The organism is Paenibacillus sp. FSL H8-0104 (assembly GCF_038050215.1).
In the GTDB taxonomy this organism is placed as follows: Bacteria; Bacillota; Bacilli; order Paenibacillales; family Paenibacillaceae; genus Paenibacillus; species Paenibacillus amylolyticus.
In genome coordinates, this window is record NZ_JBBOTC010000001.1 from 52,534 (window position 1) to 67,256 (window position 14,723).

General features: G+C 47.7%; 14 protein-coding genes. All 14 read left to right on the plus strand.

The features are described 5' to 3' along the window. The first annotated feature begins 52 nt into the window (after nt 1–52). The 14 genes from mazG (at nt 53) to nadA (ending at nt 14,713) form a co-directional block, all read left to right on the plus strand. Entirely contained in the window at nt 53–1,546 is a 1,494-nt protein-coding gene (gene mazG, locus NST38_RS00245; protein WP_036668465.1) for a nucleoside triphosphate pyrophosphohydrolase, read from the plus strand. A gap of 307 nt (nt 1,547–1,853) precedes the next feature. Continuing rightward, nucleotides 1,854–2,126 (plus strand): HU family DNA-binding protein, encoded by a 273-nt coding sequence (locus tag NST38_RS00250; RefSeq protein ID WP_017691362.1) that lies wholly within the window; start codon nt 1,854–1,856, stop codon nt 2,124–2,126. Next, the gene (locus tag NST38_RS00255; RefSeq protein WP_036606120.1) at nt 2,126–2,404 is read left to right on the plus strand and encodes an RNA-binding S4 domain-containing protein; all 279 of its coding nucleotides are present in this window, start codon (nt 2,126–2,128) and stop codon (nt 2,402–2,404) included. The genes NST38_RS00250 and NST38_RS00255 overlap by 1 nt, the downstream gene beginning before the upstream one ends. A 172-nt stretch (nt 2,405–2,576) precedes the next feature. After that, the gene (yabP, locus tag NST38_RS00260) at nt 2,577–2,861 is read left to right on the plus strand and encodes a sporulation protein YabP (RefSeq protein WP_036606119.1); all 285 of its coding nucleotides are present in this window, start codon (nt 2,577–2,579) and stop codon (nt 2,859–2,861) included. Next, the gene (gene yabQ / locus NST38_RS00265; RefSeq protein WP_076254644.1) at nt 2,858–3,427 is read left to right on the plus strand and encodes a spore cortex biosynthesis protein YabQ; all 570 of its coding nucleotides are present in this window, start codon (nt 2,858–2,860) and stop codon (nt 3,425–3,427) included. Before yabP ends, yabQ begins: the two co-directional genes overlap by 4 nt. Nucleotides 3,428–3,438: 11 nt before the next feature. After that, complete coding sequence (locus tag NST38_RS00270) at nt 3,439–3,774, plus strand: FtsB family cell division protein (protein WP_076254642.1); 336 nt, start codon at nt 3,439–3,441, stop codon at nt 3,772–3,774. Between the two features lie 198 nt (nt 3,775–3,972). Further along, nucleotides 3,973–4,503 (plus strand): S1 domain-containing RNA-binding protein, encoded by a 531-nt coding sequence (locus tag NST38_RS00275; protein ID WP_017691357.1) that lies wholly within the window; start codon nt 3,973–3,975, stop codon nt 4,501–4,503. Between the two features lie 473 nt (nt 4,504–4,976). Continuing rightward, nucleotides 4,977–7,484 (plus strand): stage II sporulation protein E, encoded by a 2,508-nt coding sequence (gene spoIIE, locus NST38_RS00280; protein WP_179088724.1) that lies wholly within the window; start codon nt 4,977–4,979, stop codon nt 7,482–7,484. A gap of 85 nt (nt 7,485–7,569) precedes the next feature. Then, nucleotides 7,570–8,322, plus strand: a complete 753-nt coding sequence (locus tag NST38_RS00285; protein WP_091018321.1) for a VWA domain-containing protein — start codon at nt 7,570–7,572, stop codon at nt 8,320–8,322. Further along, entirely contained in the window at nt 8,306–9,253 is a 948-nt protein-coding gene (locus NST38_RS00290) for a serine/threonine protein kinase (RefSeq protein WP_036606117.1), read from the plus strand. The genes NST38_RS00285 and NST38_RS00290 overlap by 17 nt, the downstream gene beginning before the upstream one ends. A gap of 44 nt (nt 9,254–9,297) precedes the next feature. Next, a complete protein-coding gene (gene tilS / locus NST38_RS00295; protein ID WP_076254640.1) occupies nt 9,298–10,737 on the plus strand; it encodes a tRNA lysidine(34) synthetase TilS in 1,440 nt (479 codons plus the stop codon). A 52-nt stretch (nt 10,738–10,789) separates the two neighbouring features. Further along, nucleotides 10,790–11,329, plus strand: coding sequence for a hypoxanthine phosphoribosyltransferase (hpt, locus tag NST38_RS00300; protein WP_017691352.1), 540 nt, complete (start codon nt 10,790–10,792; stop codon nt 11,327–11,329). 100 nt (nt 11,330–11,429) lie between these two features. Next, nucleotides 11,430–13,475, plus strand: a complete 2,046-nt coding sequence (gene ftsH, locus NST38_RS00305) for an ATP-dependent zinc metalloprotease FtsH (protein WP_036606115.1) — start codon at nt 11,430–11,432, stop codon at nt 13,473–13,475. Between the two features lie 299 nt (nt 13,476–13,774). Continuing rightward, nucleotides 13,775–14,713 (plus strand): quinolinate synthase NadA, encoded by a 939-nt coding sequence (gene nadA / locus NST38_RS00310; RefSeq protein ID WP_036606114.1) that lies wholly within the window; start codon nt 13,775–13,777, stop codon nt 14,711–14,713. Nucleotides 14,714–14,723 lie beyond the last annotated feature (10 nt).

Sequence of the window (14,723 nt, forward strand, 5' to 3'; positions counted from 1 at the left end):
GCATGATGAATCATTGAGCCTGGACAGGATAGTCCGGATGGAGGTTTACGTAATGAGTGCAGCTTTAACCGTAGTGGGTCTTGGATCTGGAGATGCAGACCAACTGACCGTAGGTATTATCAAAAAAATGAAACATGCAGCTACGCTGTATGTACGTACCCTGGATCATCCCGTTTTGAATGATCTGAAGCAAGAGGGACTGGTAATGACCTCATTTGATGCCATCTATGAGGCGAAGTCCTCCTTCCCCGAGGTGTATGATGAGATCGCAAACCAACTGATAGAGGCTGCTCGTAAGGGTGAGGCCGGAACCGAAGTTGTGTATGCCGTTCCGGGTCATCCCATGGTGGCAGAAGCAAGTGTGCGCCTACTCAAAGAGCGTTGTCCGCAGATGGGTATTTCACTGCGTGTGATGGGCGGGGAGAGCTTCCTAGATGAAGCTTTTATACGACTTGGATTCGATCCAATCGAAGGTTTTCAACTTCTGGATGCCAGCAGCCTGAACACGGAACTGGTACAACCACAGCTACATACGTTGATCGGACAAGTCTACGATGTGTTCACTGCTTCCGATGTGAAGCTATGCCTGATGGAGGTTTACCCGGATGATTATCCGGTATTTGTGGGTCATGCGTTGGGTGTGGAGGGTCAGGAGGTCATTCACAAGATTCCATTGCACGAACTGGACCGGATCGAAGGGTACGGCAATCTGTCACTGATCTATGTACCGAAGAACACCGATGATGCCTTGCGTCGCAGATCCTTTGCGCGTTTGCATGAGATCGTCAATATTCTTCGCAGTCCGGGTGGCTGTCCATGGGATCAGGAGCAGACGCATCAATCCATTCGCAAAAACCTGATTGAAGAGACCTATGAGGTCATTGAGACGATCGATGAGGATGACCCCGACCATATGAAAGAAGAGCTGGGTGATTTGCTGCTGCAGATTTTATTGCACTCCCAGATGGAAGAAGAAGTGGGTACATTTAATGTGTATGATGTCATCGAAGGTTTGAATGATAAGCTGATCTTCCGCCATCCACATGTGTTTGGCGATAATCAGGCAGAAGATGCGAATGAAGCTCTTCAGAACTGGGAACAGATGAAGGCAGAGGAGAAGAAGCGCAAAGGCCAGGATCAGCAGAAGGTTTCCGTGCTGGATGGTATACCGCGTGACTTGCCTGCATTGATGAAGGGATACAAGTTACAGAAGAAAGCAGCCAAAGTAGGCTTTGACTGGGATGATGTTGAAGGTGTGTTTGCCAAGATCGAGGAAGAACTGGCGGAGTTGAAAGAAGCGGTGCAACAAGGCCAGTCTGCGGAAGAACGGAAGCTCGAACTGGGTGATTTATTATTCGCAGCCGCAAACGTTGCAAGATTCATCGATACGGACCCGGAAGAGGCGCTTGCTGCGACCAACCGCAAGTTCGTTGGGCGGTTCCAGTACATCGAAGAGCGTTTGCGTGAACAGGGAAGAACACCAGCAGATAGCAATGTAGAAGAGATGGAGCAATTCTGGCAGGATGCGAAGAAGGCAGGATTATAACGGGTTCAATTTTCTGGGAAATACCGATAAACCTTATTCCATCATGTTATGCAGTGTGTTATGATATACGAACATGTGTTCATCTGTGTTGACTGGGATAGGTGTTTAGCAACGGATGGTTTCGGGTACTGGTCTTAGACTGTTGCCTGCGGACCATCGACAAAAAGCTAAAAAAAGTCGCGGACTAAGGCAGGATTTCAGATGCCAAGCCAGAATACATGTGTAGTGACCTAACGCGAATCAGCGGCAATCGATGTATTGTCAGGAATCGCAGATACTTTTTTTTCAATTTGGGAGGCTTTTAAAAATGAACAAAACAGATCTGATTAACAACATTTCAACCAAAAGTGGTTTGACTAAAAAAGACGTTGAGTCCGTATTGAACGGCTTTTTGGGAGAAATTACAGATGCACTTGCCAGCGGAGACAAAGTACAATTGATCGGCTTTGGCACTTTTGAGACCCGCAAACGTTCCGGTCGTACCGGACGTAACCCACAAACAGGGAATGAAATCGTGATTCCTGAGTCCACTGTTCCTGCATTCAAAGCAGGCAACAAACTTAAAGAAGCCGTAAAATAATGCGTCTTGATAAATTCCTGAAGGTCTCCCGGCTAATCAAACGCCGCACTGTGGCCAAGGACGTCTCTGAACAGGGACGTGTTCTGGTGAACGGACGTGAAGCTAAGCCCAGCGCCGCTGTCAAAGTGGGCGATGAGCTGACGGTTCAGTTCGGTCAGAAACTGGTCACTGTGAAGGTGGAACGAATTGCCGAGAGTACCAAGAAGGATGAGGCGAGCAGCCTCTACACCTTGGTGAAGGAAGAGCCGATCGCCAAGGATAACGGGATGAACTGGTAACAGTACATCTGGTATTAAATATTCATTCAATGCAAGTTGAATCGAAACGTCCTCCTGTAACAGGGAAGGGCGTTTTTGTTTTTACTGGATGCCGGGTTATTTGTTCAACAACGCTGGTTCTATTCCAACCTCCACACCCATAAGCTAGGTGTAAGAAGGAGGGGTACATGCCATGGTTGAGCACGGTAAGGCCAAACAGCATCATCTGAGCATGCAGAATCGGAAACTGCTGGATCTGACGGGTGTCTCCAACGTGGAGAGCTTCGACAGTGAGGAATTTTTGCTGCAGACTGAACTTGGGCATCTGACCATCCGGGGGCACAATTTACATATCAAAAACCTGAGCCTGGAGGAAGGTCTGTTATCCATTGAAGGCACAGTCAGTTCGCTCCAATATCTGGACCCCGGTTCCCAGTCCAAAAATGGTAAAGGCCTGTTTGGCAAGATGTTCCGATGAGTCCGGATACTCAATGGATCACATTGATGTGGATGCTTACTTCGGGGGTCGTGATGGGAATGGCCTACGACAGTTACCGGGTACTGTCCGGACAGCTGCGGTTTCCGAGATGGAGTATTCACACGCTCGATCTGTTGTACTGGGTTGCTTCCGCGCTGTTCGTTTTTCGGATGCTATACGCCGGAAACCACGGACAGTTGCGGTTTTATGTCTTTTTGGGGCTGATTATAGGGGTTTGCTTCTATTTTTGGCTTTTAAGTGTTACAACCCAGCGTTTTGTGGTAATGTTAATTAAACTCGCAAGAAAGCTGATTCATTGGTGTGGACATATCCTTAACATCCTGATCGTTATGCCGGCTAAAGGAATTTATAAGTTAATTCGCGTATTATTCGGTTTTGTAATTGCGATACTATTATTCCTGGGCAGGCTGGTGCTACAGTGTTTGGTACCTTTCGGCAAGTTGTTCCGCTGGATGTTTAGGCCGCTCCTGAAACATTGGGTAACGCCACGCTTCATGATCCGTGTGGGTACAAGAATTGCAGCGATGTGGAAACGCTGGTTTTAAGGAGGTCCGTAATGGGTAAAACACCTGTGGGCAGATCAAAGGCTCCAACTAACCAAGGAAAATCTGCCGGTGCAAAAAGGCGCCTCATGCTTTGGATGACGTTTATGATTGTATTTGTAATATGGGCAGGATATACATTCCTTGTGCAGAATGCACAAATTTCGGACAAGAGTTCTCATCTGGCCACTCAGCAAGCTTCAAAGGAAGATACGTTGAAGAAGCTGGAACAGTTGAAGTACGAAGTCAGCCGGTTGAATGACCCTGAATACATAGGACAGCTGGCACGGAAAAAAGGATATTATCTTCCTGAGGAAACGCCGATCCAGGTTGAAGAGTCAGGGAACTGATGGAATTCGGTCTATTACCGAGCTAGGTTTGTTATCCGTGTGTCTGAAGCCGTTAAACCGGAAAAAATAGGCTCTCTGATGGGGTAGTGTTCAGTTGACCTTGGTTTATGGCATAAGGTATAATTACATTAGCGCAGCATTGATTTTGGCATTCAAAAAATCGGGTTGTATATTTTTAAGGGAGGATCATTTTATTCTATGGCAATTGAAGTGGGCACCAAGTTAGAGGGCAAGGTGACAGGAATCACGCATTTTGGAGCATTTGTGGATCTGTCAGGAGGTGTCACGGGTCTCGTTCACATCTCGGAAATCGCCGACAATTACGTCAAAGATGTCAACGACCACCTGAAGCTGAATGACCTCGTTACAGTGAAGGTTATCAACGTTGACAAGGATGGCAAGATCGGACTTTCCATTAAGCAAGCTGTTGACAAACCGGTTGAGCAACAAACCCAATCTAGACCCCCGAGAGCTCCTAGACCGGAACGCAGTGGAGGAGATCGCGAACGATTCAGCGGCGGAGGCCCAAGTGGTGGCCAAGGTCGTGGTGGTGGCGGCGGTGGATTTAACCGTGGTGACCGCGGAGGCCGTTCTTTCAAGCCCGCAGCAGGCAAACCTTCATTTGAGGATAAAATGTCACGCTTCCTGAAAGATAGTGAAGAGCGGATCTCTTCGCTTAAGAAGAACACAGAAGGCAAACGCGGAGGCCGTGGAGCCAAGCGTGTGTAATCTGTCACAACCTGATCTAAACATATAAGTAAAACCGTTAGCCCATGGGCTAACGGTTTTTTTGCGTTTCTTTCACAGATAAGTAGTTGAATAGCTTTTTTTGTAAGGTGAAGCTCCATATCCCCAGTTTTTCTGCACGGCAAAATGAAACCATAAGAACATTTGTCGTCTACCATTTTTTACCGACAGGTTTCCGTGGCATTCCACAGTTATCCTGCTCAAATGGTGGCGAGACCAAACCATCTCCGGTTCAAAATCAGACATTCCGATTGTCGGAATCAAGTAGGAGAATGAATGAAACCACAATAAGGCCGGGGGTTTCGCTCCACCGCGCCAGGCTTGTTTCTTTTGTCGTAAACTTTTTGGACCCTGCCCACCTATTCTGACAAACTACGTCTTCTAATCTATCTATAATCAGAACCATCGAGAACGAAACACGAAAATTCAAATTAATCGAATGGGGTGCCTTGAGGATGATGGAAAAGTGGAATGTCATTCAATTTCCGGGAATGAAAGCAGGTAAAGGAGGTACGGAAGCTCGGGAGGAGCTGTCGGTACGTCTGAAACAATGGCTTGGCTCCCGCAAGGCTGTCCAGATGGTTGCTTCCCGCAAATGGGTACTGCTGCTTACGTTTATGGGGTTCCTGCTCGGAAAGGCAATGATCCTGAATGAGTTATCTCCCTTTGCCATTGCTTACTTCGCTGTAATTGCTTTCATGCGCAGGGATTACATCATTCCGGTAGGCGCCGCTCTACTCGCAGGTAGTCTCTTTGCACCGTTTCCAGTACCACTCATTGTTGCATCGGAGATCGCCATCTTTTATCTGCTCTTCCGCGGTCTGGAGTCATATGATCGTGCTGAGTTATCTTATGCACCAACGATGGTGTTTACGACTACATTTATGGTCAAGTTATTCGCGGTTGTGATTGGACCATCCTTCAGCTGGTACGCGATGCTGATGCTCACGATGGATTCGGTATTAAGTTTCGTGCTCACCCTAGTTTTTATACAAGCCATACCGATCTTCACCTACCGCAAAAAAAAATTCAGCCTAAAGAACGAGGAGATCCTCTGCCTGATCATATTGCTCGCTTCCGTTATGACGGGAGCCGTAGGGTGGACCATTCAGTCTTTATCCGTCGAGCATATGCTCTCCCGTTATCTCATATTAATCTTTGCGCTGGTGGGCGGAGCCCCCCTTGGAGCCTCAGTTGGGGTCATTACCGGCTTGATTCTTAGTCTGGCTGACATGTCAGCGGTGTATCAGATGAGCCTGCTTGCTTTTGCCGGGATGCTGGCGGGTATGCTTCGAGAAGGCAAACGTGCGGCGGTTGCACTGGGCATGCTGCTGGGTTCGTCCATTCTATCCATATATCTGGGCGGACCGGGCGATGTGATGAACTCATTATGGGAGACGTGTGCAGCTATCGTACTATTCATGTTAACACCTAAAAGCCTGATGACGGCGATATCCAAATATGTACCGGGTACGCAGGATCATACCAAATCGCAGCATGAGTATGCCAAACGAATACGGGATATCACGGCAGAACGGGTAACCCGGTTCTCACAGGTATTCCGTCAACTGTCACGTAGCTTTGATCAGATGTCCGGTGCAGGGGAGCAGGTACAGAAAGAAGGTGGAATGGACCATTTCATGAATGCGGTTGCCGAGGGCACATGTGCAAGCTGTTTCAAGCGTACACAATGCTGGGATGCGAAGTTTATTCAAACCTACAAATATATGACGGACGTGATGAGTACGATTGAAGGAAACCCTGAGATCTCAGGCAAGCAGATTCCAGTCGACTGGAACAGGGTGTGTGCGAAACCGGAAGAGGTCCTTGAAGTCATGCGTGCCCAGTATGGACTGCATCAACATAACATGCAATGGAAGCGTCAAATTATCGATAGCCGGCAGCTGGTTGCAGAGCAATTGTCCGGTGTATCTCAGGTCATGGAGGACCTGGCCAAAGAAATTCAGCGGGAAAGTGATGAGATGGTACAGCAGGAGGAGCAGATTCGGGACGCACTGGAGTCACTGGGCTTGTCTATTCACTCCATTGAGATCATCAATCTGGAAGCGGGCAATGTAGAGATTGAGATTGTACATGCATATACACGTGGATTCGATGAGTGCCGGAAAATGATTGCTCCGCTGATCTCGGATGTACTGGACGAGCATATTGCCGTCTTGCACGAGACCATGACCGATCCTCGTCAGGGACTGGCAACCGTCACGTTTGGTTCGGCCAAAACCTTCGAGGTTACCACGGGTGTTGCTGCCGCCGCAAAAGGGGGAGATGTGATGTCAGGCGACAGCTTCAGTACGGTTGAGTTAGGCAACGGTACATTCGCGGTGGCGCTCAGTGATGGAATGGGCAATGGAGAACGGGCACGCATGGAGAGCAGCGCGGCGCTGAACATACTGGAACAGTTGCTACAGTCCGGCATGGACGAGAAACTGGCGATCAAATCCGTGAACTCCGTTCTGATGCTGCGCTCCCCTGAAGAGATGTATGCAACAGTGGATATGGCGCTGATCGATGAATATACGGCAGAGACCACGTTTATGAAAATCGGATCGACGCCAAGTTTTATCAAACGAGGACAGGAGGTTATTCAGGTTTCGGCCAGCAATTTGCCAATCGGTATTATTAAGGATATTGAAGTGGATCTGGTGACGGTACAGCTTCAGCCGGGGGATATCCTCATTATGATGACGGATGGCATCTATGATGCACCGGGGTATGCGGTGAACAAAGAGTTATGGATGAAACGGCTCATTCAAGAGATTGATACAGATGATCCGCAAGATTTGGCCGATTGCCTGCTTGAAAGTGTCATAAGATATCAGCAGCATGAGATCTTGGATGATATGACCGTCGTTGTTGGAAAAGTAGAGCATTTCCGCCCTGAATGGGCCACACTGCGTGTGCCTGGCATCAACCGGATGGAGCGTCCACGGACTGTCAGTTAATTGCATATTCTTCTGTTTGAAGTCTCTTCATTCTGGCAATGCTAGTCATAGAGTTGGAGAGTAACGAATAACGGAGGGATATCGGATGAAGCAAATCTTATTGATCACCGACGGTTGTTCCAATGTAGGACCAAGTCCGGTGCTGGCAGCGGCCGAAGCACAGGAAGAGGGGATTACGGTTAATGTGGTTGGCGTGATTGATTATGGAACCATTGGTGAGCTGGGTAGCCGGGAGATTGAGGATATTGCCAGAGCCGGAGGTGGAATCAGCCAAATTGTAGGTACACGTCAGCTTGCCCATACGATGCAGATGATGACAAGAAAAACGGTGGTTCAGACCATTCAGCAGGCGGTTAATAGAGAGTTAACACAAATTTTGGGAGAGAAGGAGCCCAAAACGGTAACCGATCTGGAGCCTGCACAACGCGCCCGGGTCGTGGAAGTGATGGATGATATGGCTGAAACTACAGCCTTACAGGTTATATTGCTAATAGACGTCAGTGCCAGCATGAAGCCCAAACTGGCTGCGGTAGAAGAAGGCATTCGCGATTTAATGTTGAGTTTGCAGGCGCGTATAGGTCAAAGCAAGCTTTCCGTATTTCATTTTCCGGGACGACACAGTGGAGAAGATGCGGTAATGGATATTGACTGGACAACGGATCCAGGCCGTGTTCGGTCCTTGTTTGGAAGGTTGCAGATGAAGGGTGCAACGCCGACAGGTCCTGCAATTCAGAAGGTGATTGATTTTTACCGTTATGGTACACTGGAGAAACAGCAGGAAATAGAAGGGAACTATCGCATTGAAAGAGAAGGGATGCTCGGTGACAACGTTGTCTGACGCCTCTTTCCCACCAGGAACAGTGGTTACAGGGAAATGGAATCGCAGTCGTTACACGATTCGGAAGCTACTGGGCAAAGGAGCTAATGGCATCGTTTTTCTTGTCCAACGGGGTGAAAATGGCAAACACTACGCGTTAAAAATGGGATTTGATCCGGTTGATCTGCAATCGGAAGTCAATGTGCTCAAATCTTTTCAACTACAGCGTAATCATGAGGCCCTTCGGCAGAGCGGCATTCCTTCCTATCTTAAAGATGTGGATGATTATGCCGTTCGTGGCCGGGATATTCCCTTTTATGTGATGCGTTACGTTAGAGGTGAGGCACTTCATCACTTTATTCGGCGTCAGGGGACAGACTGGACACTTCTGGTGGGACTTAGACTCTTGCAGAAGCTGGCACAATTGCATCAGGCGGGATGGGTGTTTGGTGATCTCAAACCTCAGAATGTGTTGGTATCCGACTATGGGCAGGTGGAATTGATCGACTACGGCGGAGTTACGTCGATTGGTCGAAGCGTCAAACAGTTCACCGAATGGTATGATCGGGGCTTCTGGAATGCAGGCAGCCGTACGGCAGATGGTACCTATGATGTATTTGCATTTGCATTATTATTGATTCATGTACTTGAAGCAGACGCGCTCAAGGCACTGGCGGCCGAAGGATTACCGCAACTGCGAAGTGTGAATCAGCTCGTAGCGCTGGTGGAGCGCAGTGAACGACTGGGTCCTTTTCGCAATTGGACGACTCAGGCATTACGAGGTCAGTTTCGTGATGCAGGTCATGCGGCACAAGGGTGGAAGGAAATGATGGCACGCCCCACGCCTCTCCGCCGTCGTTCCAAAAGTACAACACCGCGCTGGCTTATGAACGCATTCGCTGTATCTGTGATATTACTTATTGGAGTGCTCATCTATGCACTACTTTTCTGATCTGTGAGAGTGCATATACATAACGCAAGGAATGAGGAACAGGTATGGAGGCTTTACGCTGGAACATGCTGGTGAAGAACGTGCTGGATGCAGCGGAAGAGCATCAGTTATGGGTTCCCGGGAATCGGATTGTCGTCGCAGTATCGGGCGGGCCGGACTCGGTAGCTTTTTTGCATATCATGCACGAGATCAGCAAGCGGCATGTGCCACTTGAATTGATCTGTGCCCACGTGCATCATGGCTTCCGGAGTGAATCTGATGATGAAGCGGAGAAAATGATGGAACTGGCACAACAGCTTGGTATTACATTTGAATGGACCAAGGCCGATGTACCTTCATATATGGAGTTGACGGGTCAAGGACCACAGGAAGCAGCCCGCAACAAGCGATATGCCTTTTTGCACGAAGTGGCTTCCAAATATAATGCGGCAAGCATCGCTTTGGCACATCATGCGGATGATCAGGCAGAGACGGTCATGCTTCATTTGCTTCGTGGAACCGGCTTGTCGGGACTCTCAGGAATGAAGTTTAAAAGACGAGAAAAAAATGTGGAACTTATTCGTCCATGCCTTCGTATAAACAAGACAGACCTTGTAGAAGCTTGTAATACCCAGGGTTTTATGTATTTCAATGATGAGAGCAACGCCCTGCGTAAATATCGGCGTAATGCCATTCGCTTGGATGTGCTTCCTTTTTTGGGGCAGTATAATGGACAACTCACGCCGTCATTGAATCGGCTTGCCGAAATTGTGGGTGATGAAGACGATTTCATGGAGCAGAGTGCATATGACACATACAGGTGTCTAGTGCAGGTGAACGGCGGAAGGCAAACCTTTGAGGTGCCTTCCTTCTTGAAGTTACATGTCGCTTTACAACGAAGGTTGATTAAACTAATATTGAATTATCTGCCTTTGGACAGTGATTTTGTCGACTTTACCCGTATAGAAACCATTCGGCGCAAGGTCATGGAGACCCATGTGACGACCTGGAGCCTGGATATAGGACAGACACTCGCCTGCACTCGGGAGTATAATCTGATTTCTTTTGGCATACGGACGGACGTACAGGATCAATCTTACGAGTATCGTCTTGCGCAATGGAGTGGAACTTATGAGCTTTCACTCACCCCAATTAACCGGTATATTCGGTTGATGACGGTGAGTCCCGAGGACTATCATGTACCGGAATCGGCGGATCAAGCCGCGTTTGATGCGGATCAACTGCTTATGCCGCTGGTTGTGCGTTCACGGTTACCTGGAGATACCATGAAAGTGATGGGATTAAACGGAAGCAAAAAGGTGAAAAGTATTTTCATCGATGAGAAAATCCCCCTATTTGTCCGTCCACGTATTCCTGTGGTATGTGATGGAGCAGGTCATATCATCTGGTTACCGGGTGTTCGACGGTCCAATGTGGCTCCTGTCAGGGAGGGCACTTCCGCAATCCTGTACATGACTGTAGGCGATTCAGCGATTCAGGGGTAGTGGTTATGGTTCAGGTAAGGCTTTCATAGTATAACTTAGGAGGTTCGCACAGTTGCAGAACGACATTCAGGAAGTATTGATCAGTGAAGAAGAAATTCAGAGTAAAGTCAAGGAATTAGGCGCAACACTAAGTGCCGAATATGCAAATCGCAATCCTTTGGTCATTTGTGTGCTCAAGGGTGCGTTTATATTTATGGCTGATTTGGTTAAAAACATAACGGTACCTGTTGAAATGGATTTCATGGCGGTATCCAGTTACGGCGCTTCCACCAAGTCATCAGGTGTTGTCAAAATCATTAAGGATCTGGATGTATCCGTAGAAGGACGGGAAGTTCTGATTGTCGAAGATATTATCGACAGCGGACTTACACTCAGCTATCTGATTGAACTGCTAGAAAACCGCGGTGCCGAATCGGTGCGTGTGGTTACGCTGTTCGACAAGCCTTCAGGCCGTAAAGTTGAGTTGGAAGCTCATTACACAGGCTTTGACATTCCTGACGCGTTCATCGTTGGTTACGGTTTGGATTTTGCGGAGAAGTACCGGAACCTGCCCTATATCGGGATTTTGAAGCCGGAAGTCTATAGTAGCTAATATCCTGCCCGACCCAAGCCTTGAGCTGTTCTTGGCTTCTGTTGAGAAGCCATGTCGGGCTATGTTAAAATAATTAAAGTGTCTCGAGAGGAGGTAGGGGATGAATCGGTTCATCCGGAATTCTGGTTTTTATTTGATTCTTTTTTTAGTTGTGGTGGGGATAGTCCAGTTCGTCAGCAATGGCGGCGAAGCCACCGATAATCCTAGATATGATCAGTTGCGTGCAGCGATCAAAGCCAACAATGTCTCTGAATTGACGGTTCAATTCAACGGTCAAACGTATCTCGTGACCGGTCAATACAAGAAGGCACCTGATGGCGCCAAATCAGAAAATTTCTCAACGTATATTCCTCCTACGGATGAGGCAATTAGTGAGCTTGTAGCTGCAAGTGAAACTAACAATTTCCAATATCATCAGGAGCCAATGAAAGGTGACAGCATCTGGTTGACGTTGCTGACTTCCTTTATTCCTTTGATCATTATGTTCCTGCTGTTCTTCTTCCTGTTTAATCAGGCTCAAGGCGGCGGCGGTAAAGTAATGAACTTTGGTAAAAGCCGTGCTCGTCTCTACAACGAAGAGAAGAAGCGGGTTACATTTGAAGATGTTGCGGGTGCTGACGAAGAGAAACAGGAACTTGTTGAGGTTGTAGACTTCCTCAAGGACCCTCGTAAATTCGCAGCAGTAGGTGCGCGGATTCCTAAGGGCGTATTGCTCGTAGGGCCTCCAGGTACCGGTAAAACATTGCTCGCTCGTGCCGTAGCCGGTGAAGCGGGTGTACCATTCTTCACTATTTCAGGTTCCGACTTCGTGGAAATGTTTGTCGGTGTCGGTGCATCACGTGTTCGTGATTTGTTTGAAAATGCGAAGAAAAATGCCCCATGTATCATCTTTATCGATGAGATTGATGCTGTAGGACGTCAGCGTGGTGCTGGTCTCGGTGGTGGTCACGATGAACGTGAACAGACACTCAACCAGTTGCTCGTTGAGATGGACGGATTCGGAGTTAATGAAGGTATTATCATCATTGCCGCAACGAACCGTGCAGATATTTTGGACCCTGCCTTGTTGCGTCCAGGACGTTTTGACCGTCAAATTACGGTTGACCGCCCTGATGTAAGAGGTCGTGAAGCTGTCCTGAAAGTACATTCCCGTAATAAACCACTGACCAAAGATGTGAAGATGGATATTATCGCGAAGCGTACAACAGGTTTCTCTGGTGCGGATTTGGAGAATCTCTTGAACGAAGCGGCATTGCTTGCAGCGCGTCGTAACCGTAAAGATATTTCCATGAAGGAAGTTGACGAAGCGATTGACCGTGTCATCGTTGGTACGGAGAAGAAAAGCCGTGTCATCAGTGATCGCGAGAAACGAATCGTTGCTTATCACGAAGCAGGTCATACCATTGTTGGATACTTCCTCGAACATGCTGATATGGTACATAAAGTGACCATTATTCCGCGCGGACGTGCGGGTGGATATGTAATCATGTTGCCAAAAGAAGACCGTATGCTGGTTACCAAGCAGGAATTGCTGGATAAAGTAACCGGACTTCTCGGGGGTCGTGTAGCTGAAGAATTGTTCATCGGAGAAATTGGTACTGGTGCATACAGTGACTTCCAGCAAGCGACAGGTATTGTTCGCAGCATGGTTATGGAATACGGTATGAGTGAGAAATTGGGACCTATGCAATTCGGAAGTTCACAAGGACAGGTATTCCTTGGTCGGGATATCGGTCATGAACAGAATTACTCAGATTCCATTGCTTACGAGATTGATCAGGAAATGCAACGCTTTATCAATGACTGTTATGAGAAGTGTAAGGACTTGCTTGTTAAACATTCAAAAGAGATGCACCTGATCGCTCAGACTTTGCTTGAGGTTGAGACTTTGGAAATGGATCAGATCAAGCAATTGATCGAAACAGGTTCTTTGACTCCAAAAGCAGAGAATGACAATGATGGTGAAGGCACGCCAACTGAAGGCGGAGAGCCAATCATCGACACCATCGGTGATGTGCGTGTTCGTATTCAAGGTAAAGATGAAACGCCTGAGCCACCAGCCGGAGATATTCCAAACGAAGCTCCGAATCTGGAAAAGGGTAATAACAATAACCCGGATGATGGCGGAACTAAGCCAACGTCTTAATGCATAATACATCTGGCTATGATAGCAGGTGAAATCAAGAGAGCCCTCGGGGCTCTCTTTTTTTATCCATTATTTTAAAAGAGGATAGATAAAGATAAACGGGAGTTAGATGGCGAACCAGTTAGCAAACAGGTGGTTACAGCGCTGTTCCGGGCCTTTTTCATTTATTGACAGAGTCGTGAACGTTGTGTAAATTAGTTGTTAAACCGCTTGTGATTCGTTTCTCAAGCGAAGATAACGACTTAGGTTAGCCCACGAAACAGCGCATGACGCTGTCCCGATAAAGGAGAGGATCACAGGTGGAAGCTCTGGCTTTAGAGCGCAAGGCTGAGATGAACCGCGAGCTGCGTGAGCGGCTTATGGTGTTGAAAAAGGAACGTAATGCCATTATTCTTGCCCATTATTATCAACGTGACGAAGTACAGGAGGTTGCCGACTTCCGTGGAGATTCATTTCTGTTAGCCCAGAAGGCAGCACAGACAGATGCGGATGTGATCGTTTTCTGTGGTGTTCATTTTATGGGTGAAAGCGCTAAAATTCTTGCGCCAAATAAAACAGTTATTATCCCGGACGAACGTGCGGGCTGCCCAATGGCAGATATGGTGAATGTGGATGGACTACGCAAATTAAAAGCACAACATCCTAATGCCAAGGTGGTTACGTATATCAATTCCTCGGCTGAGATCAAAGCAGAGACTGACATCTGTTGTACATCAGCGAACGCAGTCCGGGTTATTCAATCGGTGGATTCCGACGAAATTATCTGGGTACCGGATAAAAACCTGGGACATTATGTGCAGCAGCATACAGACAAGAAAATGATTATCTGGGAAGGTTACTGCAACACTCACGATATGCTTACAGTCAAAGATGTGGTGGAGATGAGAGCCAAGCATCCAAATGCAGAGTTTGTTGTCCATCCAGAGTGTCGCCCTGAGGTTGTAGAAATGGGTGATTTTGTAGGCAGCACAACAGCTATTCTGGAGTATTGCAAAAATTCATCAGCGAAGGAATTTATCGTAGGTACCGAAGATGGTACAGGATATCAGCTTCGTCTGGATAGCCCGGATAAACAGTTCCACTTTGCTACCAAGTTCCTCGTATGTCCCAACATGAAGGTGAACAACTTGAAGAAACTGGTGAAATGCCTGGAAACGATGAAGCCGCAAATCTACGTGCCACCGGCCGTTGCCGACAAAGCCAGAGAATCACTAGAGCGTATGTTGTTGGTAAAATAGGATGCGCTAC

Coding starts and splice junctions, on each gene's coding strand:
- mazG (WP_036668465.1), top strand. CDS start 53: ATGAGTGCAGCTTTAACCGTAGTGGGTCTTGGATCTGGAGATGCAGAC.
- NST38_RS00250 (WP_017691362.1), top strand. CDS start 1,854: ATGAACAAAACAGATCTGATTAACAACATTTCAACCAAAAGTGGTTTG.
- NST38_RS00255 (WP_036606120.1), top strand. CDS start 2,126: ATGCGTCTTGATAAATTCCTGAAGGTCTCCCGGCTAATCAAACGCCGC.
- yabP (WP_036606119.1), top strand. CDS start 2,577: ATGGTTGAGCACGGTAAGGCCAAACAGCATCATCTGAGCATGCAGAAT.
- yabQ (WP_076254644.1), top strand. CDS start 2,858: ATGAGTCCGGATACTCAATGGATCACATTGATGTGGATGCTTACTTCG.
- NST38_RS00270 (WP_076254642.1), top strand. CDS start 3,439: ATGGGTAAAACACCTGTGGGCAGATCAAAGGCTCCAACTAACCAAGGA.
- NST38_RS00275 (WP_017691357.1), top strand. CDS start 3,973: ATGGCAATTGAAGTGGGCACCAAGTTAGAGGGCAAGGTGACAGGAATC.
- spoIIE (WP_179088724.1), top strand. CDS start 4,977: ATGATGGAAAAGTGGAATGTCATTCAATTTCCGGGAATGAAAGCAGGT.
- NST38_RS00285 (WP_091018321.1), top strand. CDS start 7,570: ATGAAGCAAATCTTATTGATCACCGACGGTTGTTCCAATGTAGGACCA.
- tilS (WP_076254640.1), top strand. CDS start 9,298: ATGGAGGCTTTACGCTGGAACATGCTGGTGAAGAACGTGCTGGATGCA.
- ftsH (WP_036606115.1), top strand. CDS start 11,430: ATGAATCGGTTCATCCGGAATTCTGGTTTTTATTTGATTCTTTTTTTA.